The sequence below is a fragment of the Pseudosulfitobacter pseudonitzschiae genome (genome assembly GCF_900129395.1).
Lineage (GTDB): Bacteria > Pseudomonadota > Alphaproteobacteria > Rhodobacterales > Rhodobacteraceae > Pseudosulfitobacter > Pseudosulfitobacter pseudonitzschiae.
Window position 1 is genome coordinate 218074 of sequence record NZ_FQVP01000002.1, and the last position, 23533, is coordinate 241606.

The following is a 23533-nucleotide window of genomic DNA, read 5'->3' on the forward strand; positions in this document are numbered from 1 at the left end:
GGTCACTCTCCTCAAAGCGCGCAGGACACGCAGCCTTGCACCTCGGTCCCCTCAAGGGCCGTTTGACGCAGGCGGATGTAATAGATGGTCTTGATGCCCTTTTTCCAGGCGTAGATCTGGGCACGGTTGATGTCGCGGGTCGTCGCCTCGGCGGGAAAGAACAGCGTCAGCGACAGGCCCTGATCGACGTGCCGCGTTGCGGCGGCATAGGTATCGATGATCGCCTCGGGGCCGATCTCATAGGCATCGCGGTAGTATTCCAGATTGTCGTTGGTCATGAACGCCGCCGGGTAATAGACGCGCCCGATCTTGCCCTCCTTTCGGATTTCCACCTTGGACACGATCGGATGGATCGACGAGGTCGAGTTGTTGATATAGCTGATCGACCCGGTTGGCGGCACCGCCTGCAGGTTGCGATTGTACAGCCCGTGCGCCATCACATCAGCCTTGAGCGCGGCCCAGTCGTCGCGCGTCGGAAGCGTGATGCCCTCGAACACCCGCACGACATCGGGCAGGGTGGGCAGCCAGTCCTGCGAAAGATAGGTCTCGAAGAAACTGCCATCCGCGTATTTCGAGTCTGCGAACCCCTTGAAGCTTTCGCCATGCTCGCGCGCCAGCAGGTTCGACGCCCGCAGTGCGTGATAGGCGACAGCGGCGAAATAGACCGACGTGAACTCGACCCCGGCATCGCTTCCGTAATGGATGCGCTCGCGTGCCAGGAACCCGTGCAGGTTCATCTGTCCCAGCCCGACCGCATGGGCCTCGTCATTGCCACGCCGGACCGAGGGGACGGAATCGATTGACGACATCTCGGACACGGCCGTCAGCGCGCGGATCGCGGTCTCAATCGTGTTGCCAAAATCCGGGCCGTCCATCGCGGCGGCAATGTTCAGGCTGCCAAGGTTGCAGGAAATATCGCTGCCCAGATGGGCATAACTCAGGTCGTCGTTGAACTCGGACGCCTCGTTGACCTGCAGGATTTCCGAACACAGATTCGACATGGTGATCCGCCCCGCAATCGGGTTGGCGCGGTTCACCGTGTCCTCGAACATCACGTAAGGATAGCCGCTTTCGAACTGGATTTCGGCAATGGTCTGAAAGAAATCCCGCGCGTTGATCTTGCGCTTGCGGATGCGCTTGTCATCGACCATCTCGGCGTATTTCTCGGTGACGGAAATTTCGGAAAACGGAACCCCGTAGACCTTTGCCACGTCATGCGGCGAAAACAGGTACATGTCCTCGTTCCGCTTGGCCAATTCAAAGGTGACATCGGGGATCACCACCCCAAGGCTTAGGGTCTTGATCCTGATCTTCTCGTCCGCATTCTCGCGTTTGGTGTCCAGAAACTGCAAAATATCCGGGTGATGCGCGTTCAGATACACCGCGCCCGCGCCCTGCCGCGCGCCCAGCTGGTTGGCATAGCTAAAGCTGTCCTCCAGCAGTTTCATCACCGGAATGACGCCCGACGACTGGTTTTCGATCCCCTTGATGGGGGCGCCCGACTCGCGCAGGTTGGTCAGCATCAACGCCACACCGCCACCGCGCTTTGAGAGTTGCAGGGCGGAATTGATCCCGCGCCCGATGCTCTCCATGTTGTCCTCCAGCCGCAGCAGGAAACACGAAATCAGCTCGCCGCGCGACGCCTTGCCGGCATTGAGAAAGGTCGGCGTCGCAGGCTGGAACCGGCCCGACAGCATTTCTTCCATGAACCGCATCGCCAGCGCCTCGTCCCCGCGCGCCAGCGTCAGGGCGACCATCACCACCCGGTCTTCGTACCGCTCAAGGTATCGCTGCCCGTCGCGGGTTTTCAGCGTGTAGCTGGTGTAATATTTGAACGCCCCGAGGAAAGTCTGAAACCGGAACTTGCGCGCAAAGGCCGCCTCCCAGATCGCACGGTGGAAATTGCGGGAATACTGATCCAGCACCGCAGCTTCGTAATAGCCTTCCTCGACGAGGTAGCCCAACTTTTCGTCAAGGCTGTGAAAGAAAACAGTGTTCTGGTTTACGTGTTGCAGGAAATACTGCCGCGCGGCCATCCGGTCCGCGTCAAACCGGATGTTTCCGTCCCCGTCATAAAGGTTCAGCATCGCGTTCAGGGCGTGGTAGTCCAGCGCGGGGTTTACAGTGTCAAGCATTCGGAACTCCAAAGGGTGTCAAGACCCGCACGGACGCGGGCAATATCGGTCGGCGTTCCCGCCAGCTCGAATTTATACAGCACGGGCACACCGCATTTCGCGGCGATCACATCGGCGGCGCGGGCATAGGTCTGGCCAAAGTTGCGGTTGCCCGCACCGATCACGCCCCGCAGCCGCGCGCGTCGGGCGGGGGCGTTGAGGAAACGGATCACCTGCTTGGGCACCGCACCACGCCCTGCGCCATCGGCATAGGTCGGACAGATCAGGACGTAAGGACCTTCGCAGTCGGGGAAGGGGGCCGCGTCGTTGATCGGAATGCGGTCCGCCGCCAGCCCCAGCCCCGCGACGAACCGTGCAGTATTGCCCGAGGCCGAGGAATAATAGATCAGCCCGCCCACCGGATCAGGCCAGTTGACCGATCATATCGGGCCGGAATCCGGCCCAATGGGTGTCGTCCGCGATCACCACCGGGGCCTGCCGATAGCCAAGCGCGGTCACATGCGCCATTGCCGCGGAATCCTGCGTCAGGTCGATCACGGCATAGGACAGCCCCTTTGCGTCCAATGCGCGGGTCGTGGCGGTGCATTGCACGCATGCGGGTTTAGAATAAACGGTGATGGTCATGCCTGTTGTTCCTCTGGCTTTGCGTGGGAACAGGCACGGGGTATGGGGCAGGGCATTCCTGTCCACACCACGCCCCCGTGCCCGCCGCACGGTTTCGTCTTGTCGTTGTCAGGCAGGTCTCCTGGCTTGCGGGTCGAAACTTGGCTGGCCTTCCCGGAACGTTTCCCAGTGGCATCTCAGCGTCGCTCGCCGCTTACAGTTGCGGGGGCAGCGCCGGATTTGGTACATGCACCGCACCGGCTTCCCTTTTCACTTCCGACTCGCATCGGAAGAACCATGACACAACAGTTAGTGGTTGAATGCGGAATTTCTGTCAAGATGTTGATGTTCGGGTTTTTGATCCAAAGAAATTTTGGCCGGATATGCCAGCGGTTTCCGCTCATCCGGCAGGCGCCATTCCGACCTGTCCGCAAGCGGCGTCACCGGTGTTTCGTGCCGGAAAAGGCCTGTGCAATCCGCATTTGAACAGGGCCGCGTTTGGCTCAACCCGGTAGAAATACAGCCGGGACCCGCGCGTCAAAAATGCAACTTATGCGATTTTTTGGCGCGCGGACCTCTCATTTTGCGATGCGCTGCATCTCCATGCCTTGGCCCGTCTCACGCCGTCGTGATAGGGCGGTCAAGCTGTCCACGAAACGCCCGCAGCACGCAGCGGACCGCACGTCCAATCCGGTACCCAAAGCGCGGCCACAAGGTCACGAGTCTCCAGTAAGGCATTGCCATGACGATTAACCACCTTGTTACCCATTCCGGCGGCTTCCATGCCGACGAACTTCTGTCCTCAGTCATCTTGACGCGGCTGTTTCCGAACGCACAGCTTGTGCGCAGCCGGGACAAGGCGTGGATCACGCCGGACACGGACCGTATCATCTATGACGTGGGTGGCCAGTTTGATGCGGCAGCACAGATTTTTGACCATCACCAGCGTCCCAACCCGCTGCGCGAGGATGGCCAGCCTTACAGCTCGTTCGGTTTGATCTGGGCGCACTATGGCCGCGACTACCTGACGGCGATGGATGTGCCACATCAGGACGTCGACACGATCCATGCCAGTTTCGACCGCAGTTTCGTGCTGCCGATTGACCTGTTGGACAATGGCACGGTGAACGCCTCGGAGGCGGGTCCATTCGTGGGGCTGACGCTGCCGGTGCTTTTGGAAAGCCTCAAACCTCAGTTCGACGACCACACCAAGGGGGCCGACGACCGCGCATTTCTCGATGCCCTGTCGGTTGCGCGTGCGCTGGTCGAGGCACAGGTGCACCGCCGGGCCGCCAAACTCCGCGCCGAGGCGATCGTGATGGCCGCCATCGAGCAGGCTGCCGAGGGGCGTATTCTGGAACTGCCGATGGGCATGCCGTTCCGCGCAGGGATCGAGAAAGCAGGCGCCGACCACCTGTTGTTCGTGGTGCACCCGCGCGGCGAGGACTGGACGCTGACCACCATCCGCACCGGAGATGATACATTCGAGGCGCGCGCCGACCTTCCCGCCGCATGGGCCGGATTGACCGATGCGGCGCTGGAAGCGGCTTCGGGCGTCAAAGGCGCCAAATTTTGTCACAACGGACGCTTTATTGCCGTGGCCGACAGCCGTGATGCGATTTTGGAACTGGCGCACCTGGCCGTGGCCGAGGCAGAGTAGGGCACAACACCCACAACGTCAGAGCTGTCTCATGCCTCTTACCATCACCACCGCAACCGCAGATGATGTCCAGGTCAGTGCGCTCTTGCTGCGCCACATGCAGACGATGCAGGCGGATACGCCGCCCGAAAGCTGCCACGTGATGGACCCGGAAACGCTTTTCGGCGCGGGCGCGGTGCTGTTGGCGGCAAGGGACGGGAACGCGGTGCTGGGTGTCGGCGCGCTGAAACCGCTTGATGCGCAGCATGGCGAATTGAAATCCATGCACACCGCCGCCGAGGCCCGCGGGCGCGGTATCGGAAAGGCGATCTTGTGCGGCCTGATGGATCTGGCCCGCGCCAAGGATATGCAGCGGCTCAGCCTGGAAACCGGTACGAGCGAGCTTTTCGCGCCGGCGCGCGCAATGTACCGCGCCCAGGGGTTCGAGGTATGCCCGCCCTTCGGAAGCTACCACCTTGATCCCCTGAGTGTCTTTATGACGCGAACGCTTTAGCGTCAGCTCGCGGGTTCGAACACGCCACAGGCAATGCGCGATCCCGCGTCACCCGCAGGTTGCGATGTGTAATCATCCGCACCCGAGTGGACGACAAACGCAGCGCCATCCTCATCCATGATCATGCTGTCCAGATCCAGCGTACTCAGGAACACATCCGCTTTCAGGATGCCGTCGGCGCCCACGGTCATGTTCGGCATGTCACCGGGATGCGGCCCGCCCTCGCTCAGGATACCGTGGTTCTGGTCGCCCGAAATATGGCCACCTGCCGATTTGAAATCAGCCGCAGAACAATCGCCTGTCTCATGCAGGTGCACGCCATGTTCCCCTTCGGGCACGCCGGTCAGGTCGATCTGAACCAGCGTCATGCCCGACGCGGTCTGGTTCAGCGTCACCGTCCCGGACAGGCCGTCCTCGGCGCCTTTGACATCTGCCGTGGCAGCCGGGGTCATGTGCCCTTCGGCAAATGCAGGCAGCGCCAGCGGCAGGCAAATCGCGGAGGCGAGCAGGGTTTTACTGAGTTTCATGATGGATCTCCTTCTATCACATGGTCTCAACACGCCCTTGTTCGGATGGTTCCTTTTGCGGCGGTCGAAACTGCCTGCGCTACCGCGGCCCGTCTTTCCGGTCGCCCGATTGGCGACCAAGTTGACAAAGCGGGGGAATTGGCTAACACAGCCGCAATAAACGCGGGCCGTTAGCTCAGCTGGATTAGAGCAGGGAACTTCTAATTCTCAGGTCGGGGGTTCGAGTCCTCCACGGCTCGCCATTTTCCCCTCCAAACCGCCACCGGACATAAGCAGGTGCTGTTCCGGCAGCATTTGCGCAGCAGCGTTTGCCCCTCACACGCCCGATACAACCGTGGGTTTGGTCGTCCGCAGAGTTGAGACAAATTGTTCAAGAAACCATCACGGAACTGTCGCACAGCACACCGATAAAGCGCCGAAACCAGCCCCGACCTGTGGGGCTGATATCTGCAAAGGTTTGCCTCATGCTTATTCATCGCCGCCACGCTCTTGGACTTATGGGGGCCGCTGCCGGCTCTTTGGCTCTGCCGGGGCTGTCGTTCGCACAATCCCAGCGCCGCACCGTCACCATCGCCGTCCAAAAGATCACCAACAACAACACGATGGATGTCTGGAACGAACAGTCCAACGTCGGTGAACGCGTGTTTTTCCCCAACCTGTGGGAAGGTCTGATCAACCGCAACTGGATGGGCGATCAGGGTGGTGTGCCCGGTCTTGCGACAAGCTGGAAGCGTCTGGATGACAAGACCATCGAACTGAAGCTGCGCGAAGGCGTGAGATTCCACAACGGCGACGAAATGACCGCCGACGACGTGGTGTTTTCGTTCTCGGACGAACGTGTGTTTGCGGGGACCCAGCCCGACGGCGGCGAAACGCTGTATGCGGACAATTTCAAGCCCAAGACAGACAAGGAACTGCCCGCCGGTGTGCCCGGTGTGGGCCGTCGTCTGTGGCCCGCCCTGCGCGGTGTCGAAGCGGTGGATAAGTACACCGTGCGGTTCCACAACGCATCGCCTGATGTGACGCTTGAAGGGCGCCTGATCGCCTTTGGCTCGCAGATCGCCAGCCGCCGTGCGTGGGACGAAGCTGCGACATATGCCGACTGGGCCAACGCGCCCGTGACGACCGGCGCCTATAAGGTGCAGGAATACCGCCCCGACGTGTCGCTGACACTGGTCGCACACGATGACTATTGGGGCGGCCGCCCGCCGCTGGCGGAAATCCGGTTCCTGGAAGTGCCCGAAGTGGCCAGCCGCGTGAACGGTCTGCTGTCCGGCGAATACGATTTTGCCTGCGACCTGCCGCCCGACCAACTGGACGCCGTGCGCAACACCGCCGGGCTTGAGGTGCAGGGCTCGACCATTCTGAACCACCGCATTCAGGTCTTTGACAAGGTGCACCCGGTCCTGTCCGACCCGCTGATCCGCCGCGCCATGACCCATTCGATCGACCGCCAGCTGATCGTCAACGCCTTGTGGGACGGCCAGACCAAAGTGCCCGCAGGTCTGCAATTTGAATTCTACGATGACATGTTCATCAAGGGCTGGACCGCCCCCGAGTTCAACCTGGAAATGGCGCGCGATCTGGTGAAACAGTCCGGCTATCAGGGCGATGCGATCCCGTTCCGCGTGCTGAACAACTATTACATCAACCAGGTTTCGAACGCGCAGATCATGGTCGAGATGTGGAAGCAGGCGGGCCTGAACGTCGAAATCCAGATGGTCGAAAACTGGGGCCAGGTGCTGGAAGACAACGACACACGCGGCATCCGCGACTGGTCGAACTCGGCCACGTTCAACGATCCGGTGTCGTCGATTGTGGCGCAGCATGGGCCGAACGGTTTGCAGCAACAGCAGCACGAATGGACCAACGTCGAAATGAACGAGCTGTCGAACTTCATGCAGAAGTCGACGGATCGCGGCGCGCGCAAAAAAGCGTTCGCGCGGATGCTGGAAATCACCGAGCGTGAAGATCCCGCATTCCAGGTCCTGCACCAGAACTGCGTGTTCACCGGCATGAAATCGGACCTGAACTGGAAGGCCGCACCGGCCTTTGCGATGGATTTCCGCGCCGACAACTGGAACGCGTCCTGACCCAAACCCGATACCTGTGGCGCAGCGATCCTGCTGCGCCACAGGCTATTTGAAAGCCTGAAATGTCTTATGTTTCCATACGTGACCTGAAAGTTTCCTTTGATGGGGTTCAGGTTCTGCACGGCATCAATCTTGATGTCGCCAAGGGCGAGGCGCTGGGGCTGGTGGGTGAATCCGGCTGCGGCAAGTCGGTGACCTGGCTGGCCGCACTGGGCCTGTTGCCGGGCAAGGCGACGGTCAGCGGATCGGTGACCGTCGAAGGCCAGCAGTTGATCGGCACCGGACGCGCCGCCGTCGAGGGGGTGCGCGGTGGCAAGGTCGCGATGATTTTTCAAGACCCGTCGTCGTCGCTGAACCCGGTGCGCACCGTCGGTCACCAGATTGGCGAGAGCCTGCGGTTGCACCGTGGCATGGACCGCCGCGCAGGCCGGATTGAGGCCGTGCGCTTGCTGGATATGGTCGGCATTCCGGGCGCATCCAAACGGGTCGATCTGTACCCGCACGAGTTTTCCGGCGGCCAGTGCCAGCGCGTGATGATCGCCATGGCGCTGGCCGGCGCGCCGGATCTTTTGATCGCCGATGAACCCACGACGGCGCTGGACGCCACGATTCAGGCGCAAATCCTTGACCTTCTGGCGACATTGCGCCGCGAAACGGGGATGGGCATGGTGTTCATCAGCCACGATCTGGGCGCGGTTGGTGCGATCTGTGACCGTGTGCATGTGATGTACGCAGGCCGGATCGTTGAAAGCGGTGCCATCGGCCCGATGTTCGACGCACCGCGCCACCCCTACACCCGTGGCCTGTTCGACGCGATCCCGCGACTGGACGGCACGCGCGACCGGTTGATCCCGATCCACGGCACCGTGCCGGACCCGCGCCATATGCCCCAAGGCTGCGCCTTTGCCCCGCGCTGCGCCAAGGCGCAGGCGTTCTGCAACAGCGACGTACCCGCGCTGAAACCACAGCAGGATGGCCGCCAGTTGGCTTGTTTCTATCCGGTCACGGCGCCCGCCACCGGCACTGCTGCCACCGACGAAAGGCTGCCGGCATGACCGCATTGCTGCAAGCGCGCGGGCTGGTCCGCTGTTACGCGGGCCAGAAATCCCTGTTCACCAAACCGTCCTTGGTGAGGGCGGTCGACGGTGTCGATCTGACCCTGAACCCGGGCGAAACGTTGGGCATCGTTGGGGAAAGCGGTTCGGGCAAGTCGACGCTGGGCCGGATGCTGCTGGGCATTGATGCCCCGACCGAAGGGCAGGTGCTGTTCGACGGCCAGCCCATGCCCGCGCTGCACAGTGCGCCGTGGCGGGCGTTGCGCGCACAGATGCAGTTTGTCTATCAGGACCCGTTGGCCGCATTGGACCGCCGGCTGACCATCGCCCGCCAGATCGGCGAGCCGCTGGAGATCCACGGCCTTGCCACCGGGGCCGAACTGGCCGAACGCGTGGCCGAACTGATGGCGCAGGTGGGCCTGCGGCAGGATCAGGGCGCGCGCTATCCCCACGAGTTGTCGGGCGGCCAGCGCCAGCGGGTGATCATCGCCCGCGCCTTGGCCACATCGCCCCGTCTGCTGGTCTGTGATGAGCCGGTGTCGGCGCTGGATGTGTCGATTCAGGCGCAGGTGGTCAACCTGCTGCGCGATCTTCAGGAACGCCACGGGATCGCCATGGTGTTCATCAGTCACGACCTGAAAGTCGTGCGCAACATCTGTGACCGTGTCGCGGTGATGTACCTTGGCCGGATCGTGGAAGAGGCCAGCTCGGACCAGATTTTCGCGCAGCCCGAACACCCCTATACCCAAGCGTTGGTGTCGTCGGTGCCGGTGCCCGGAAAACGGCTGCAAGGCCGCATCCTGCTGAAGGGCGAGCCGCCAAACCCCGCGCAACGCCCTGCGGGATGTGCGTTCCACCCGCGCTGTGCGGCGGCGCTGCAGATTTGTGCGCAATCCGTTCCGCCCTTGCAACCCACCGCCCCCGCGCGCCGCGCCGCCTGTCACCTGCTGGACGCCAGCCACGCCGGACAGGCCGCCTGATGGCGCGCGCCATGACCCCGAAAGCCACACGATGCTGAACTATTTTGTGACCCGCCTGTTCCGCGCGGTGCTGACGATCCTGTTGGTGATGACCTTTGCCTTTGTGGTGCTGCGCCTGTCGGGCGATCCTGCCTCGATCCTGCTGGGACCGGATGCACCCACCGACAGCATAGCGGCGTTCCGCGCCCGGTGGGGTTTGGACGATCCGCTGTGGAAACAGTATCTTGCCTATCTCAAATCCATCGCCCAACTGGATTTCGGCGTGTCCATGCGCGACCGCTCTCCGGCGATCGATCTGGTGCTGGAACGGGTGCCCGCCACGCTGGCCCTGACCGTGCCGACGCTGTTGATCCAGCTTGGCGTCGGCATTCCCGCAGGCGTCTACGCCGCCTTGCACCGTGAATCCGTGGCGGATCGCGGGGTTATCATGCTGTCTATATTCGGCTTTACCATCCCGTCCTTTGTCATGGGGCTGGTGCTGGTTCTGGTCTTTGCCGTCACGCTGGGCTGGTTGCCATCCGGCGGGCAGGACAGTTGGCAACACGCGATCCTGCCGATTGCCACCATGTCGGTCGGCGGTATCGGCATCCTTGCCCGCTTCTCGCGCTCGGCGATGATCGAAGTCATGGGCCAGCCCTATATCCGCACCGCCATGGCCAAGGGGCTAAGCTGGCGCGACGTGGTGTGGAAACACGCGTTGCCCAATGCCTCGGTCCCGATCGTGACCATCGTCGGCTTCATGGTCGGGTCGCTGATCGCGGGGGCCGTGGTGGTCGAAAGCATTTTCTCATGGCCCGGCATCGGCAGGTTGCTGATCGTGTCGGTGTCGAACCGTGATCTGGCGGTGGTGCAATGCCTGCTGCTGGTGATCGCCTCGGCCATGGTCATCGCCAACCTCTGTGTCGATTTCGCCTATGGCCTGCTGGACCCGCGCCTGCGGGCCAAAGCCGCCGCACATTAAAGGACAGTGATATGACCGCTCAGGCAACAAACATCACCGCGGCCCCCTCGCTGGTACGGCGCTTGCGGATCAGGGTGCCGCTGCTGGTGGCCTTTGGGCTGGCGTGGCTGGGGCTGATGGTGTTCACGGCCGTTTTCGCCGACCTCATCCGTCCCTATGACGTGACGCAGATGGACCTGTCGGCGCGTCTGGTCGGCCCGCTTAGCCCCGGTCACCTGCTGGGCACGGACGAGCTGGGCCGTGATGTGCTCTCGCGGCTGATCCAGTCCATTCGCGTGTCGCTGGCGATCGCCTTTGGCGCGACGCTGCTGTCGGCGTTTTTCGGCACCACGCTTGGCTTTCTCGCGGCACAGTTTCGTGGCGTGGTCGAACACCTGATCCTGGTGCTGGCCGACTTTCAGGCGGCGCTGCCGTTCCTGATCCTGTCGCTGGCGGTCCTGGCGTTCTTCGGCTCGTCCATGGTGCTTCTGGTCGGACTGATGGGGTTCTACGGCTGGGAACGGTACGCCCGCATCTCGCGCGGTCTGGCGATTTCGGCGGGGGCGCAGGGCTATGCCTCGGCTGTGGTGCAACTGGGCGCCAAGCCATCGCGGGTGTACCTGCGGCACATCCTGCCCAACGTCGCCTCTACCCTGATCGTGTCGATGACCCTGACCTTCCCCGAGATCATCCTGATGGAAAGCGGGCTGTCGTTCCTGGGCCTGGGCGTGCAGCCCCCCGAAAGCTCGCTGGGCAATATGGTCGGCTTTGGCCGCGAATATCTGACCCGCGCGCCGTGGATCATGCTGGGGCCTGCCTTTGTGATCATGATGACGACGCTGTCGATCTCGCTGGTCGGGGACTGGCTGCGCGACAAGCTTGACCCGACTATTCGCTGACAAAGGACACCTGACGTGACCCAAATTATCGCCCATCGCGGCGCACGCAATCTGTGGGCGGAAAACTCCCTGTCCGGGTTCCGCAATGTGGTGGAACTGGGCGTCGGCGCGGTGGAATTCGACCTGCATCTGGGCGCAGGCGGCGAGGTTCTGGTGATCCACGACGCCACGCTGGACCGCTCGACAACGGGCACAGGGCCGGTGCGCACGCTGACCGACGCCACCCGCCACGACCTGCGCCTGATCGGCCCCGACGGCGAGATTGCCGAAGGCGTGCCGACCTTGGCCGAAGTGCTGGATATCCTCGCCCACGTGCCGGGCCTGCGGCTGTTCCCCGAGATCAAGGCAGACGAGACCGGGTTCTACGACCCCGCGCTGATTGCCGCCACGGTTGAGACGCTGCGCGCCTATGATCTGGTATCACGCACGGTTCTGCACAGTTTCGACACCGGCGTGTTGCGCATGATCCGCGACACGGCACCGGAATGTGCGCGCAAGATCTCGGTCAACCGCGATTGGGTCGACCGTCAGGGTGGCGTCGCGGCGTTCTTTGACGGGCTGGGTGATCTTGCCGGTTTGGTGGCCGTGCATCACGCGCTGTTCGAGGCTGAATTCGACCTGATCACCCGCTTGTTTCCGTTGGAGCAGCTGGGCGTCTGGACGTTGAACAATCCTGACCTGATTGCACGTTGGTTGGGCCGCGGTGTCGGGTTTCTGACCACCGATGACCCGCGACTGGCGCACAGGATCATGGCGCAGGAGATGGCGATATGACTGCCATAGAGCTGGTCATTTTCGACTGTGACGGTGTGCTGATCGACAGCGAGGCCATGGGGGCCACTGCCTTGGCCGGCGCCATTTCCGATGCGGGCGTGCCGATGACGACGCAAACCGCCGAGCGGACGTTTTCCGGCGCAGGACGGGATGAAACCCACGCATTGATCGCCGGACTGGGGCTGAATGCCACGCACGTCCTGACCGACGCGGGCGCACGGCTTGAGGCCTTGTTCGCCCAAGGCGTTCCGCCCGTGCCCGGGATGCACCGCCTTCTGGCCGCGCTGGATGTGCCGGTTTGTGTCGCGTCCAACAGCGGCGTTGACCGTTTGCGCGCAAGCCTTGGCCGTACCCCGCTGGCCGCTTTTTTCGGCCCTCATATCTACAGCGCCGACCACGTCGCGCACAGCAAGCCGGCGCCCGATCTGGCCCTGCATTGTCTGGCGCAGATGCACACCGCCGCAGATTGCGCGGTGTTCATCGATGACAACATTCACGGCATCCGCTGTGCCCGCGCGGCCGGTGTTCTGGCCATCGGCTTTGTCGGGCCGGCTGACCATCGCGCGAACCATGCCGACACGCTGCGCGCGGCAGGGGCCGACCACGTGGTGCACGGTGCCGAACAGCTTGGCAGTCTGCTGGCCCGCCTGACCCAACCCAGCGTCGCTGCCACTGTTTAAGCTTTCCCCTTCACTCAACACGCAAGGACCACACCATGACCGATCTTCCGCTGCTGGGCGCCGCTATGCCGACGGCCACGCTTGAAACGCTTCAGGATTTCATCCTGTCCGAAAACCGCGATCTGGAAATTCAGGATTTCTGCGACGGCGATCTGCTGAACGACGACTGGAAAACAGTCGCCGACCACGCCCGAAACCTGCTGACCGGATACACCGGACGGCTGGGCATTCACGGGCCGTTCTGGGGCCTGAACATCGCCAGCCCGGACACCGAAATGCGCGCGCTGAACAAGCGCAAGCATTTGCAGGGCATCGAGGTGTGCGAATATCTGGGGGCCACCCAGATGGTCATTCACAGCCCCTACACCACGTGGAGCTTCAACAACCTGGACAACGCGCCCGCGCGCAAGGAATACGACCGGCTGGTGGAAAACTGCCATGACACCATGGACGAAGTCGTGAAACGCGCCGAGGATTGCGGTGTGACCATGGTGATCGAAAACATCGAGGACATCGACGCCGACATCCGCTGCGCGCTGGCCGACAGCTTTAATTCGCCCGCCATGGCCGTGTCGATTGACACCGGGCACGCGCATTACGCACACGGCACGAATGGTGCGGCACCGGTGGATTTCTACGTGCGCCGTGCCGGTGACCGGTTGCAGCACATCCACCTTCAGGACGCGGACGGATACGCCGACCGTCACTGGTCCATCGGGCAGGGCACCATCCGCTGGGAGGCCGTCTTTCGCGCGCTGGGCGAGTTGGGCAGCAACCCGCGCCTGATCCTGGAACTGCGCGACAAGGACGGCATTCTGCCTTCGGTGGAGTATCTGCAATCGCTCGGCCTGGCCCGCTGAGCATTGACCGCCCCCCGCCGCCGCAGCGCGGGGGGCATCGTTTTTCAGGTCTCCGGTCTGGTTCTGACTTCCGCAGGTCCTACCGACAGCCGAACTCTGCCTTCAGGTCCTGCACCCGCGCCAGCGACGCAGGCGTGCTTTGACCGCAAAGCTTTTCACAAGGCACCCCGTCGTGATCGCCATCTGCACGGGCATAGCCGCAGACGCACCATTGATAGACAGCCTCGCGGCAACTGCCGACCTGACCACAGGTTCGCCCGCAGGAATAGGATTGTGCCACCTGATATGCCTCAGGAAGAGGCGTCGAAAGCTGTTGTGCAAAACAACAGACAGGCAACAGCATCACCAGACATGCGATTGCGGCATATGCTTTGGCGGGCACGGCTGTTGTCCTTTGATGGTCACGCTTGCACGGGCATAATTGTCGCCTGCATTTACCATCTGTTAACGCTTTTGCGCCTAAATGAAAGGGCGGGATGCGTTCGTACAGGCAATTCAGGCCACCCTGTCCGGGCAGCCCGCAAACCTTGGCACCTGGGGTCGGCCGTCTAAACCGCGGTTGCCTGATCCCATGACACGGCGGAACTGACGTTCATGATCGCGGCCTGCGTGTTGTCGCCGCTGATGTTCAGCTTGGGGCCCATCGGGACTGCGCTGAACCCCAGACGCGTCATCCACCGCTGGAAAATGGCGGGGACAATGCCGATGACGAACTTTGCGCCCTGGGCATTGGCCGAACTGGCCATCGCCTGCATCAGCTTGGTTTGCACAAGCATCCGCCGCTCTGCCGAAACATCGGGCGTGATGAAAAGCCGGGTCGCCTCGATCACATGGGGCGCAACGGGCGCTTCCTGGTACAGAACCGTTTCCGGGATGTCCTGCAACAGCCCTCGCTGCGCGTCCTTCAGCATGTAGGTATAGCACCCGCAATAGGCCGTGGTCGGCAGCAACCGCACACCGGCCAGCACCCGCCCGAACTCATGCACCACCACGGCCGAGCTTTGTGGCGTATCGTATTGGTCGAATTCCATGCCGTCGGTGTTCGGCAGGTCCCATTTCTTGTGATCGATAAAGACACGTTTCCTGGCCCGCAGGAAATCAACATACAACTCGCCAAACCGGTGCTGGTTGGCGACGGACACCGTCGTCGCCATGATCCGGTTGGCCGGCGCGTTCACGGCTTCGACGTTCAGATATTCGGACCGAGGCTTGAAAGACCGATCATTTCGGGCAGGTTTCTCTGGAGCCTGCGGACGTAGACCGGGAAAGTGAGCGGCCGCGGTTCCGTTGTGTGCAGAGGATTCCATCGTCTCGTTTGCCTTTTAGGTTGAGTGGTTCTACCAAGAACAACTAATACGATTAGACCCATATTTTGCCACTTTACTGACAATATTTCCCGTTAGGGTGGTTTTGTTGATCTTTTTGCAACAATAGTGGGCGCGCTCCGGCGCATTAATCGAATATGGAAATGACAAAAATTGTTGTTCCTGACACGCCGCTCGGCCTGAAAGCACACGTGACCTGGGCCGATAGGCACCGGCTGCGGGACTATGCTCAGATCGGCCAAAAGCTGTTCATCCAGCGTTTTGTTATCTATTCGGCGGCCATTCTGCTCACGGGTTTTTACTATGACTGGGGCACGGCAGCGTTCTATTTTGCTGCCGTAATTCTGTGTGAACTCTTTGATTTCAAAGTGTTTAACACCGTTCTAAAGCGCAAGTCCCTGACGCCGCGCGTGTTCCGCAGGGACATGGTAAAAGTCTATATCGGCACTTTCTTAAGCGCCCTGACGATCTCGATGTTCTGCATCTCGATCGCCCGGCTTCAGGGTCTGGGCGGCGGGCACTTTTTCCCGCTGTTCATGCTGGTCTCGGCTTCGATTTTCGCGGCCATGAACAATCATCACTTTCTCTTGGTACTCGCCTTGCGATTGTTCATTTACGTGGCGGCAATCTTGTACATACCGATTCGGGATGTCGTCATCGTTCAACCTCCCCTGAACTCGGAAATCTGGATGAGCCTGTTCACGGTGCTCTTTGTCTTGGGGTTCATCGTGGAACTGGCGCGAAATTTTCTGGTCGGCTATTCGGTCCAACTGGCCAGCCGGATCGAGCTTGAGAACGAACACAAACGGGCGCTGTCCGCCGTCGACGCAAAAACCCGCTTTCTGGCGACGGTCAGCCACGAATTGCGCACGCCCCTGACCTCGATCAAGGGGGCGCTGGACATGATCAATTCGGGCGTTCTGGGCAAACCACCCGACAAGATGGGGCGCCTGCTGGAAATGGCGGGGCGCAACAGCGACCGTTTGGGAGATCTGGTGGGTGACCTGCTGTTCCTGCAATCTTCGGATGCAGGTCACATGACTCTGAACAAGGAACGGCTGGACCTTGGCCGCCTCGCGCATGAGGCGGTCGAGCAGACCTTGCCTTATGCCCAGCGGGTCAACGTGACCATCCGCGTCGATGCCACGCCGGATGAACATTGGATCGAGGGCGACAAGAAGCGGATTGAACAGGTGCTGCTGAACCTTCTGTCCAATGCCGCCAAGTTTTCCAATGTCGGTGGCGACGTGCGCGTCACTGTCGAAACGCTGGACGATCAAGTGTACCTGCGGGTCAGGGATGAGGGCATCGGAATTCCCAAGGGGACCGAAACCCATATCTTCGAAGAATTCTTCCAGATCGACAGCCAGGACGACCGTCAGTTCGAAGGCTCGGGCCTGGGGCTCAGCATTTCCAAGCGCATCGTCGAGGCGCATGGCGGCGAGATCACCTATGACAGCGAACTTGGCGTCGGCACCACATTCGTCGTGGTCTTTGATGCGGCTGATACTGCGCCGTAAACCTGTCCATCGCACCCCCTCCAGTTTCATACATTTAAGTAAGCTTCGGACAAACTGGAGGCCGGACCTCTCCGTCATACCAAACTCAAGAAGTATCGCCGTTTCACGCGATACCGGATGGAGTTTGATGCGATGGCAGAAATCAAGGAACATATCGTCCTGGTCTTGCAGGGCGGCGGGGCGCTGGGTGCTTATCAGGCCGGGGCCTATCAGGCGCTGGCCGACTCCGGTCTCAGGCCGGATTGGGTTGCAGGCATTTCCATCGGTGCAATCAACGCCGCTCTGATCTGCGGCAATGAACCGGAAAAGCGGCTCGCGGCCCTCCAGGGGTTCTGGGATCGTGTCACGTCGCGGCTGGCCATCGCCCCGTGGTTTGTCGGCCCGTTCGGCCGCATGATCTATGGCGAGGCGGCCGCAGCCACCGTCATGGCGACGGGGGTTCCGGGCTTTTTCAAACCGCGCCCGCCCGCTGCGTTCCTGCCGCTTTCCCACCACTCCGCAATCAGCGTCTATGACACCACGCCGCTGCGCGACACGCTGCTGGAGTTTGTGGACTTCGACCACCTGAACACCACTGGCCCGCGCCTCAGCGTCGGGGCCGTGGATGTCGAAACCGCAAACTTCGTCTACTTCGACAGTGCGAAAACGCGCATCACCCCCGAACACATCATGGCCAGCGGTGCCTTGCCGCCGGGGTTCGCCCCGGTCGAGATCGACGGGCGGTTTTACTGGGATGGCGGGCTGGTCTCGAACACGCCGCTGCAGTTCGTCATGGACAACCTCGGTGTGGACCCGGCGCTGATCTTCCAGATCGACCTGTTCAGCGCCCGCGACACGGTGCCCGCCGCGATGACCGATGTGGCACAGCGTCAAAAGGACATCCAGTATTCCAGCCGCACCCGCCTGACCACCGACCGCTATCGCCAATTGCACGACATCCGCATGACCGCGAACCGACTGGCCGCCGCGCTGCCGCAGGATCTGCGTGACAACCCCGACCTGCGCGCCCTGCAGGCCACTGGCCCCGATTGCCCGATCACATTGGTCGAGCTGATCCACCGCAAGCAAAGCTTCGAGGGCGGTGCCAAGGACTATGAATTCTCACGCCTGTCCATGACCCAGCACTGGAACGAGGGCCAGCAGGACGTGGACCGCACCCTGAACCACAAAGACTGGAAATCGCGCGTTGCAGGGCAGGACGGCTTGCAACTGTTCGACCTCGGCGCGCCTGACACACCGACCAAAGGAAAATCGAAATGAAAGTTACAGATGTCACCGCCCGGGCCTTCTCGATGCCACTCACCAGCCCGTCGTACCCGCGCGGCCCCTACCGTTTCGTGAACCGTGAATTCCTGACCATCACCTATCGCACCGATATGGACGCCCTGCGCGCCGTGGTGCCCGAACCGCTTGAGGTCACCGACCCGCTGGTCAAGTTCGAGTTCATCCGAATGCCGGATTCCACCGGCTTTGGCGACTACACCGAAGCGGGACAGGTGATCCCGGTCACCTACAAGGGCCAAAAGGGCGGCTACGTGCATGGCATGTACCTGAACGACGACGCCCCCATCGCCGGGGGCCGCGAGATCTGGGGCTTTCCCAAAAAGCTGGCCGAACCCGCGCTGCGCGTCGAAAGCGAAACGCTGGTGGGCACGCTGGACATGGGGTCGGTGCGGGTGGCCACAGGCACCATGGGCTATAAACACCGCTCACTGGACCATGACGCGGTGTTGGAAAACCTGACCGCCCCCAGCTTCCTGCTCAAGATCATCCCCCATGTCGATTGCACGCCGCGCATCTGCGAACTGGTCCGCTACTACATGACGGACATCACGCTGAAAGGCGCATGGGAAGGGCCCGCCGCATTGGACCTGCATGCCCACGCACTCGCCCCGGTCGCTGACCTTCCGGTGCGCGACGTCGTCAACGCCGTGCATCTGGTGGCCGACCTGACGCTGGGTCTGGGCGAAGTCGTCCACGACTACCTGGCCAAACCCTAAGACCTGGAACCAACAAGACAAAGGCACATACCCATGTTCGAACTCATTCAACCCACACCGCAAAACCTCATCGCCGTCAAAGCCGTCGGCAAGATCGAGGACGCGGATTACAAAACCGTCCTGGCCCTGGCCGTGGACAGGATGGTGGCCGAGCAAGGCAAGGCGCGACTGGTCTTTGAAATCGGCTACGAATTTGACGGCTTCACGGCCCATGCCGCTTTGGACGACGCGGTGCTGGGCATCGAACATTGGCGCGATTTCGAAAAGATCGCGCTTGTGACGGACCACTCATGGATCGCGGGCGCAGTGCGGATGTTCGCGCCCTACATGCCCGCCCAGGTAAAGCTCTTCGGCTTGCACCAGCGCGATGACGCGCTGGCGTGGGCTTCCAACTGATCAACATGCAACCGAAAGGAACCAGATCATGAACCTCAAAGACAAAGTCTGCATCATCACCGGCGCGGCCAGCGGCATCGGCCTTGGCATCGCCAAACGCTACGTGGCCGACGGCGCGCGCGTCGTCATCGCCGACCTCAAGCTGGACGCGGCTGAAAAAGTGGCCAAGGACCTGACCGCCCAGGGCCCGGGCAAGGCGATGGCCGTGGAAATGAACGTCACGGACGAAAAACAGGTGAACGACGGCGTGGCGCAGGTGGTCAAGGCCTGGGGTGGCGTCGATGTGCTGGTCTCCAACGCCGGCATCCAGATCGTGCATCCCTTGCAGGACTTCCCCTATGACGAATGGAAAAAGCTGCTGTCGATCCATCTCGACGGCGCCTTCCTGACCTCCAAGGCGTGCCTGCCGCATATGTACAAGGCGGGCAGCGGTTCGATCATCTTTATGGGGTCGGTCCACTCGAAAGAGGCATCGCCGCTGAAGGCGGCCTATGTCACCGCCAAACACGGCCTGTTGGGACTGGCCCGCGTCATCTCGAAAGAGGGCGGCGATAAAGGCGTGCGCGCCAACGTGATCTGCCCCGGCTTTGTGAAAACCCCGCTGGTCGAAAAACAGATTCCCGAACAGGCCCGCGACCTTGGCATTTCCGAAGAGGATGTCGTGAACAAGGTCATGCTGGGTGAAACCGTGGACAAGGAATTCACCACAGTCGAGGACGTGGCGAACGTCGCCTGGGTCTTTGCCGCCTTCCCGACCAATGCGCTGACCGGGCAATCGCTGAACGTCAGCCACGGCTGGTCGATGACCTGACCGCGCTGGCCTGACACTGCATCGGAAACCGCAATCTGAACACGAATGGAGAGAGAAAATGAATGAACTGATCGTCATTGGGTACGACACCCCCGACGCCGCCGAAGCGGCCCGTGCCGAACTGTTTGGCATGTCCAAGGAATATCTTGTCGAAGTGGCCGACGCTGTCGTCGCCACCGCCGATGCGGATGGCAGGATCAAGCTGAACCAGATGGTCAACACCTGGACCGTCGGTGCCACCGGCGGTGCCTTCTGGGGGCTTCTGGTGGGCCTGCTGTTCTTCAACCCGCTGCTGGGCGTCGCCGTGGGGGCAGGGGCCGGTGCGCTGTCGGGCGCGCTGACCGACTATGGCATCAACGACGACTTCATGAAGGACGTATCCAAGGTGCTGCAACCGGGGCAGGCGGCCTTGTTCATGATGATGCGCACCGACGCCAGCGACCGCGTGATCAAACGTCTGGGCATCAAGGGCGGGCATATCCTGCGCACCAACCTTGACCGCAGCAAGGAAGAGCACCTGCGCCGCGCCTTCAACGAGACCCACGCAGGGATCAGCGTAGAAACCGCGGCCTGATCCGCTCATGCGGGGCGCAGCAGGCCTCCCGCCAGACAGCAAAAAGCCCGGGCGAGCCGGGCTTTTCCTTGGGCAATTCGCTTATCAGGCCCGGCGGACCAGCCGCAGCAGCAACAACAGGATCACTGCCCCGATGGTGGCATGAATGATCGACGCCAGAATACCGCCGCCCAGCGCCAGCCCGAACATCGGGAACAACAGCCCCGCGATAAACGCCCCAAGGATACCGACCGCGATATTGCCGATCAGGCCAAAGCCGTAGCCGTCCACCAGCAAACCGGCCAGCCAGCCCGCGATTGCGCCGATCAGCGCGATGATAAGAAGTGATTGCAGTGCCATGACGAACCCCTTTCAAGGATGTGTTGCAATGGCTTGAATGCTACACCCGCCCGCGTGCCTGCAACTGTCCCAAATCTTACAAATCGGACAATTTTCCCGCACCCTTGCGCGGAAACACCACCCGCACCCGCAGCCCCGGGTCATTGTCGGCCAGCGTGACCGTCGCCCTGTGCCGGTCCGCCACGCTTTTGACCAGGGTCAGGCCCAGCCCGTTGCCATCCGTGCTGCGGGCCTCTTCGGCGCGGAAAAAGGCGTCGAACACCCGTGCCTGATCGGCCTTGGCGATGCCGGGTCCGGTGTCGGCAACCTCGATGGCGGGGCCTTGATCCGTGTCGCTCAGGCTCAGCGTGATCTGGTTGCCGTCCTGCCCGTGGGTCACGGCGTTCTGCAGCAGGTTGGCCAGCATCTGCGCCACCATGCGCGCGTCGCCCTGTATCACCAGCCTGGGCACATGCGGCAGCGACAGCGTCATCGCCTGTCCGCTCTCCTCGGCCACCACCTGATAGGTCTCGGCAATGTCGCGCACCACCTCGACCAGATCCACATCCCTTGGCTGCGCCATCCCATGATCCGCGTCAATGCGCGCGATCCGCAGGATTGCGTCGAAAATGCCGTTCAGGTTGGTCAGCTCGTGCAGGCTGTCCTCCAGCGCCTCCTGCGGTACATGTCCTTGCTCGGCCAGCGTCAGCGCATGTTCCATCCCCAGCAGCGCCCGCGCCAGCGGCCGCTTCAGGTCGTGGGAAATGGCAACGGCGCTGGTGCGTGTCTCGGTCATCAGCACCGACAGCCGGTCCAGTTGCGCGTTCATCGTCTGCGCGATCCGGTCCACCTGGTCGTTGCTGGTGGCCACAGGCAACCGCGCATCGGTGTCGCCACCGGCAAAGGCGCGCAAGGCCTGCCCCATCCGCTCCAGCTTGCGCTGCACGCTGCGGCTGGTAAGATATCCCAGCGCGATAAAGGCCAGCGACAGCACACCCCCGATGATCATCAGCGTGCGGATGAAAATGATCTCGACCCGCTCCAGCGGCGCCAGCGCCTCGCCGATGACAAAGCGCAACCCGCCGATCTGCTCAACGCTCAGGTAGTAAGAGGCGTGCCCCCCATCGGTGGGGACGTCCTGCACCTGCCAGCCGCCGGGGGACAGCGACAGATCGAACTGCCCGGCAATCTGCGCGCCGCTTGCACCGCGCACGCTCAGCAGCCGGTCGGTCGTTCCTGCCAGCCCCGCCGTCTCGTTCAGATGTGAGACCACCGCGGCGTCCCCACCGCGCGCCTGAATGTCACGGTACATCTCGATCACCGGTGCGGCGCGGGCGCGAACCTGTTCGTATTGTTCGTCCTGAAGATAGGTGTATCCGGCAATCGCCGTGGCGACAAAGACGATGGCCAGCACCAGCGTTGCATAGACCGTGACCCGGAACGCCCCGCCCGAAAAGACGTTACCGCGGTCCATGCATCGAATACCCGGTGTTGCGAATGGTGTGGATCAGGGGCACGTCAAACGGCTTGTCCACCTTGGACCGCAGGCGGCTGATGTGGGTTTCGACCACGCTGGTGTTGGGATCAAAGTTGAAATTCCACACCTTCTCCAACAGCATGGTGCGGGTCACGATCCGCCCCGCATTGCGCATCAGGATTTCCAGCAACGCGAATTCCTTGGTCTGCAACTCGATCAGCTGATGTTGCCTGCGGGCGGTGCGTGCCAGCAGGTCCAGCGTCAGGTCATGCACCTCAAGCTCGGTCTGGGTGACATGATCCGTCCGCCGCCGCGTCAGCGCCAGAACCCGCGCCATCAGTTCGGAGAAATGGAACGGCTTGGCCAGATAGTCATCCGCACCCGCCTGCAACCCCTCAACCCGGTTGTCCACATCGCCAAGCGCCGTCAGCATCAGCACCGGCATGTTCTGGCCCGCCGCCCGCAAGGCCTTGAGCACGTTCAACCCGTCCATGCCCGGCATCATCCGGTCCAGAACCGCAACTTCGCAGTCGTTGTACATGCAATAGCTCAGCGCGTCGCGCCCGTCGGTGACGTGATCGACACTGTGGCCGCTTTCCTCGAACCCGGCGATGATGAATTTCGCGACCTCGGCATCGTCCTCGGCCAACAGGATTTTCATATGGTGTCGCTCCTAATTCAGCCCGGCCCTTGGTGTCGCCCATAGCCCCGCACCCCGATCATCCGTGGCAGGGAACCCCCTGACAACCCCGCATGACGTTTCTGAAAAATATGTAAGGTTCGCACAAGGGTGGGGCGGGACAGCGCGCCTAAATACACTGCAAGAACCACAACCCCGTCAAAGGACAGTTTCATGATCCGCCGAACCCACACCCCGACCACCCCCGCCAGATCCTTTCGCACGGTCGGCATCGTCTTTGCCGGTCTGGGTGCCTTTGCCATCCTGGTCCCTGCCGCCGCCACGGTGATCGTCGAACAGCTGGTGGCTTGGCTGATGCTGTTCTGGGGCATCGCGGGGCTTTTGTTCGCACGGTCGTTCCGCGCCTTTTCAGAGTGGAAAATCGTCGCCGCAGGCTTTGCCGTCGTGGCGCTGATCGGGCTGTTCTTCGTGGTCTATCCGGGCACGGGGGCGGCGTTCATGACGGCAATCCTGATCGCCGTGTTCCTGATGGAGGGCATCCTGTCGATCCTGCTGGGCCTGCGGATGAGCGGTCAGGTCACCCACTGGCAATGGATCGTGGCCAGCGGCGCCTGTTCGTTCATCCTGGGCGCTGTGATCCTGTCGCAATGGCCGCAAACGGCGAATTGGGTCGTGGGCTTTCTCGTTGGCCTGAACTTCCTCAGCACCGGCATCGCGATGCTGCTGGTGTCGCGGGCGGCACGCAGGTGACGCCGCACCGCGCCCGCGCCAAA

At 62.0% G+C, this 23533-nt stretch carries 26 protein-coding genes, 1 tRNA gene and 1 riboswitch; of the genes, 18 read left to right on the forward strand and 9 right to left on the reverse strand.

Going from position 1 to position 23533, the window contains the following annotated elements; genetic code table 11:
* Positions 1-11: 11 nt before the first annotated feature.
* Genes nrdE through nrdH form a run of 3 tightly spaced genes read right to left on the reverse strand, consistent with a single transcriptional unit; the run spans position 12 to position 2759 of the window.
* Positions 12-2135: a class 1b ribonucleoside-diphosphate reductase subunit alpha gene (gene nrdE / locus BUC08_RS05440; protein ID WP_037926566.1), complete on the reverse strand. Its 2124-nt coding sequence runs from the start codon at positions 2133-2135 to the stop codon at positions 12-14.
* Positions 2120-2533: a class Ib ribonucleoside-diphosphate reductase assembly flavoprotein NrdI gene (nrdI, locus tag BUC08_RS05445; protein WP_037927003.1), complete on the reverse strand. Its 414-nt coding sequence runs from the start codon at positions 2531-2533 to the stop codon at positions 2120-2122. The genes nrdE and nrdI overlap by 16 nt, the downstream gene beginning before the upstream one ends.
* A gap of 4 nt (positions 2534-2537) precedes the next feature.
* Positions 2538-2759 carry a glutaredoxin-like protein NrdH gene (gene nrdH / locus BUC08_RS05450; protein WP_028955060.1) on the reverse strand — a complete coding sequence of 74 codons (222 nt, stop codon included), beginning with the start codon at positions 2757-2759 and terminating at the stop codon, positions 2538-2540.
* Between the two features lie 94 nt (positions 2760-2853).
* A riboswitch (cobalamin riboswitch) is annotated at positions 2854-3053 on the reverse strand.
* 427 nt (positions 3054-3480) lie between these two features.
* Between nrdH and BUC08_RS05455 the strand changes: the two genes are divergently transcribed.
* Together BUC08_RS05455 and BUC08_RS05460 are read left to right on the forward strand one after the other, a co-directional pair.
* On the forward strand, positions 3481-4398 hold the full coding sequence (locus tag BUC08_RS05455) for an MYG1 family protein (protein ID WP_037926564.1): 918 nt from the start codon (positions 3481-3483) through the stop codon (positions 4396-4398).
* 31 nt (positions 4399-4429) lie between these two features.
* Positions 4430-4891 (forward strand): GNAT family N-acetyltransferase, encoded by a 462-nt coding sequence (locus tag BUC08_RS05460; protein ID WP_037926561.1) that lies wholly within the window; start codon positions 4430-4432, stop codon positions 4889-4891.
* A gap of 2 nt (positions 4892-4893) precedes the next feature.
* On the opposite strand, the gene BUC08_RS05465 is transcribed toward BUC08_RS05460, so the two are convergent.
* The gene (locus BUC08_RS05465) at positions 4894-5418 is read right to left on the reverse strand and encodes a superoxide dismutase family protein (RefSeq protein WP_051694368.1); all 525 of its coding nucleotides are present in this window, start codon (positions 5416-5418) and stop codon (positions 4894-4896) included.
* 164 nt (positions 5419-5582) lie between these two features.
* On the opposite strand from BUC08_RS05465, the gene BUC08_RS05470 reads away from it, so the two are divergent.
* The 9 genes from BUC08_RS05470 to BUC08_RS05510 all read left to right on the forward strand — a co-directional run bounded on the left by BUC08_RS05470 (position 5583) and on the right by BUC08_RS05510 (position 13699).
* Positions 5583-5660, forward strand: a tRNA-Arg gene (locus BUC08_RS05470).
* A gap of 222 nt (positions 5661-5882) precedes the next feature.
* Positions 5883-7511: an ABC transporter substrate-binding protein gene (locus BUC08_RS05475; protein ID WP_037926558.1), complete on the forward strand. Its 1629-nt coding sequence runs from the start codon at positions 5883-5885 to the stop codon at positions 7509-7511.
* Positions 7512-7573: 62 nt separating this feature from the next.
* Positions 7574-8566 (forward strand): ABC transporter ATP-binding protein, encoded by a 993-nt coding sequence (locus BUC08_RS05480; RefSeq protein WP_037926555.1) that lies wholly within the window; start codon positions 7574-7576, stop codon positions 8564-8566.
* Positions 8563-9546: an ABC transporter ATP-binding protein gene (locus BUC08_RS05485; protein WP_037926552.1), complete on the forward strand. Its 984-nt coding sequence runs from the start codon at positions 8563-8565 to the stop codon at positions 9544-9546. Before BUC08_RS05480 ends, BUC08_RS05485 begins: the two co-directional genes overlap by 4 nt.
* Before the next feature lie 31 nt (positions 9547-9577).
* Positions 9578-10507, forward strand: coding sequence for an ABC transporter permease (locus tag BUC08_RS05490; protein WP_037926549.1), 930 nt, complete (start codon positions 9578-9580; stop codon positions 10505-10507).
* An 11-nt stretch (positions 10508-10518) separates the two neighbouring features.
* Positions 10519-11385 carry an ABC transporter permease gene (locus tag BUC08_RS05495; RefSeq protein ID WP_037926546.1) on the forward strand — a complete coding sequence of 289 codons (867 nt, stop codon included), beginning with the start codon at positions 10519-10521 and terminating at the stop codon, positions 11383-11385.
* Between the two features lie 15 nt (positions 11386-11400).
* Entirely contained in the window at positions 11401-12159 is a 759-nt protein-coding gene (locus BUC08_RS05500) for a glycerophosphodiester phosphodiesterase family protein (RefSeq protein WP_037926543.1), read from the forward strand.
* Positions 12156-12839, forward strand: a complete 684-nt coding sequence (locus tag BUC08_RS05505) for an HAD-IA family hydrolase (protein ID WP_037926540.1) — start codon at positions 12156-12158, stop codon at positions 12837-12839. Before BUC08_RS05500 ends, BUC08_RS05505 begins: the two co-directional genes overlap by 4 nt.
* Before the next feature lie 35 nt (positions 12840-12874).
* Positions 12875-13699 carry a sugar phosphate isomerase/epimerase family protein gene (locus tag BUC08_RS05510; protein WP_037926537.1) on the forward strand — a complete coding sequence of 275 codons (825 nt, stop codon included), beginning with the start codon at positions 12875-12877 and terminating at the stop codon, positions 13697-13699.
* Positions 13700-13778: 79 nt separating this feature from the next.
* Here the strand turns inward: BUC08_RS05510 and BUC08_RS24745 are convergent, their stop codons facing one another.
* Positions 13779-14081: a hypothetical protein gene (locus tag BUC08_RS24745; RefSeq protein ID WP_037926535.1), complete on the reverse strand. Its 303-nt coding sequence runs from the start codon at positions 14079-14081 to the stop codon at positions 13779-13781.
* Between the two features lie 166 nt (positions 14082-14247).
* Positions 14248-14877 (reverse strand): acyl-homoserine-lactone synthase, encoded by a 630-nt coding sequence (locus tag BUC08_RS05520; RefSeq protein ID WP_224555536.1) that lies wholly within the window; start codon positions 14875-14877, stop codon positions 14248-14250.
* Positions 14878-15167: 290 nt separating this feature from the next.
* Between BUC08_RS05520 and BUC08_RS05525 the strand changes: the two genes are divergently transcribed.
* The 6 genes from BUC08_RS05525 to BUC08_RS05550 all read left to right on the forward strand — a co-directional run bounded on the left by BUC08_RS05525 (position 15168) and on the right by BUC08_RS05550 (position 20325).
* Positions 15168-16544: a sensor histidine kinase gene (locus tag BUC08_RS05525; RefSeq protein WP_081855398.1), complete on the forward strand. Its 1377-nt coding sequence runs from the start codon at positions 15168-15170 to the stop codon at positions 16542-16544.
* A 132-nt stretch (positions 16545-16676) separates the two neighbouring features.
* Positions 16677-17804: a patatin-like phospholipase family protein gene (locus BUC08_RS05530; protein WP_037926988.1), complete on the forward strand. Its 1128-nt coding sequence runs from the start codon at positions 16677-16679 to the stop codon at positions 17802-17804.
* Positions 17801-18544, forward strand: a complete 744-nt coding sequence (locus tag BUC08_RS05535) for an acetoacetate decarboxylase (RefSeq protein ID WP_037926532.1) — start codon at positions 17801-17803, stop codon at positions 18542-18544. Before BUC08_RS05530 ends, BUC08_RS05535 begins: the two co-directional genes overlap by 4 nt.
* Positions 18545-18577: 33 nt before the next feature.
* Entirely contained in the window at positions 18578-18940 is a 363-nt protein-coding gene (locus BUC08_RS05540; protein WP_037926529.1) for a SpoIIAA family protein, read from the forward strand.
* Positions 18941-18968: 28 nt separating this feature from the next.
* The gene (locus tag BUC08_RS05545) at positions 18969-19751 is read left to right on the forward strand and encodes a 3-hydroxybutyrate dehydrogenase (RefSeq protein ID WP_037926525.1); all 783 of its coding nucleotides are present in this window, start codon (positions 18969-18971) and stop codon (positions 19749-19751) included.
* Between the two features lie 58 nt (positions 19752-19809).
* Positions 19810-20325 (forward strand): DUF1269 domain-containing protein, encoded by a 516-nt coding sequence (locus tag BUC08_RS05550; RefSeq protein ID WP_037926522.1) that lies wholly within the window; start codon positions 19810-19812, stop codon positions 20323-20325.
* 84 nt (positions 20326-20409) lie between these two features.
* Here the strand turns inward: BUC08_RS05550 and BUC08_RS05555 are convergent, their stop codons facing one another.
* The 3 genes from BUC08_RS05555 to BUC08_RS05565 all read right to left on the reverse strand — a co-directional run bounded on the left by BUC08_RS05555 (position 20410) and on the right by BUC08_RS05565 (position 22781).
* Complete coding sequence (locus tag BUC08_RS05555) at positions 20410-20664, reverse strand: GlsB/YeaQ/YmgE family stress response membrane protein (protein WP_037926519.1); 255 nt, start codon at positions 20662-20664, stop codon at positions 20410-20412.
* A gap of 76 nt (positions 20665-20740) precedes the next feature.
* Positions 20741-22117, reverse strand: coding sequence for a sensor histidine kinase (locus BUC08_RS05560; protein ID WP_037926516.1), 1377 nt, complete (start codon positions 22115-22117; stop codon positions 20741-20743).
* Positions 22104-22781: a response regulator gene (locus BUC08_RS05565; protein ID WP_037926512.1), complete on the reverse strand. Its 678-nt coding sequence runs from the start codon at positions 22779-22781 to the stop codon at positions 22104-22106. The genes BUC08_RS05560 and BUC08_RS05565 overlap by 14 nt, the downstream gene beginning before the upstream one ends.
* A gap of 192 nt (positions 22782-22973) precedes the next feature.
* Here BUC08_RS05565 and BUC08_RS05570 point away from each other — a divergent pair, with 192 nt between their 5' ends.
* Positions 22974-23510, forward strand: a complete 537-nt coding sequence (locus BUC08_RS05570) for an HdeD family acid-resistance protein (RefSeq protein ID WP_037926509.1) — start codon at positions 22974-22976, stop codon at positions 23508-23510.
* Positions 23511-23533: the final 23 nt, after the last annotated feature.

Coding starts and splice junctions, on each gene's coding strand:
- BUC08_RS05475 (WP_037926558.1), top strand. CDS start 5,883: ATGCTTATTCATCGCCGCCACGCTCTTGGACTTATGGGGGCCGCTGCC.
- BUC08_RS05480 (WP_037926555.1), top strand. CDS start 7,574: ATGTCTTATGTTTCCATACGTGACCTGAAAGTTTCCTTTGATGGGGTT.
- BUC08_RS05495 (WP_037926546.1), top strand. CDS start 10,519: ATGACCGCTCAGGCAACAAACATCACCGCGGCCCCCTCGCTGGTACGG.
- BUC08_RS05460 (WP_037926561.1), top strand. CDS start 4,430: ATGCCTCTTACCATCACCACCGCAACCGCAGATGATGTCCAGGTCAGT.
- BUC08_RS05510 (WP_037926537.1), top strand. CDS start 12,875: ATGACCGATCTTCCGCTGCTGGGCGCCGCTATGCCGACGGCCACGCTT.
- nrdH (WP_028955060.1), bottom strand. CDS start 2,759: ATGACCATCACCGTTTATTCTAAACCCGCATGCGTGCAATGCACCGCC.
- BUC08_RS05455 (WP_037926564.1), top strand. CDS start 3,481: ATGACGATTAACCACCTTGTTACCCATTCCGGCGGCTTCCATGCCGAC.
- BUC08_RS05505 (WP_037926540.1), top strand. CDS start 12,156: ATGACTGCCATAGAGCTGGTCATTTTCGACTGTGACGGTGTGCTGATC.
- BUC08_RS05545 (WP_037926525.1), top strand. CDS start 18,969: ATGAACCTCAAAGACAAAGTCTGCATCATCACCGGCGCGGCCAGCGGC.
- BUC08_RS05535 (WP_037926532.1), top strand. CDS start 17,801: ATGAAAGTTACAGATGTCACCGCCCGGGCCTTCTCGATGCCACTCACC.
- BUC08_RS05530 (WP_037926988.1), top strand. CDS start 16,677: ATGGCAGAAATCAAGGAACATATCGTCCTGGTCTTGCAGGGCGGCGGG.
- BUC08_RS05540 (WP_037926529.1), top strand. CDS start 18,578: ATGTTCGAACTCATTCAACCCACACCGCAAAACCTCATCGCCGTCAAA.
- BUC08_RS05465 (WP_051694368.1), bottom strand. CDS start 5,418: ATGAAACTCAGTAAAACCCTGCTCGCCTCCGCGATTTGCCTGCCGCTG.
- BUC08_RS05555 (WP_037926519.1), bottom strand. CDS start 20,664: ATGGCACTGCAATCACTTCTTATCATCGCGCTGATCGGCGCAATCGCG.
- BUC08_RS05485 (WP_037926552.1), top strand. CDS start 8,563: ATGACCGCATTGCTGCAAGCGCGCGGGCTGGTCCGCTGTTACGCGGGC.
- nrdE (WP_037926566.1), bottom strand. CDS start 2,135: ATGCTTGACACTGTAAACCCCGCGCTGGACTACCACGCCCTGAACGCG.
- BUC08_RS05490 (WP_037926549.1), top strand. CDS start 9,578: ATGCTGAACTATTTTGTGACCCGCCTGTTCCGCGCGGTGCTGACGATC.
- BUC08_RS05565 (WP_037926512.1), bottom strand. CDS start 22,781: ATGAAAATCCTGTTGGCCGAGGACGATGCCGAGGTCGCGAAATTCATC.
- BUC08_RS05570 (WP_037926509.1), top strand. CDS start 22,974: ATGATCCGCCGAACCCACACCCCGACCACCCCCGCCAGATCCTTTCGC.
- BUC08_RS05560 (WP_037926516.1), bottom strand. CDS start 22,117: ATGGACCGCGGTAACGTCTTTTCGGGCGGGGCGTTCCGGGTCACGGTC.
- BUC08_RS05550 (WP_037926522.1), top strand. CDS start 19,810: ATGAATGAACTGATCGTCATTGGGTACGACACCCCCGACGCCGCCGAA.
- BUC08_RS05525 (WP_081855398.1), top strand. CDS start 15,168: ATGACAAAAATTGTTGTTCCTGACACGCCGCTCGGCCTGAAAGCACAC.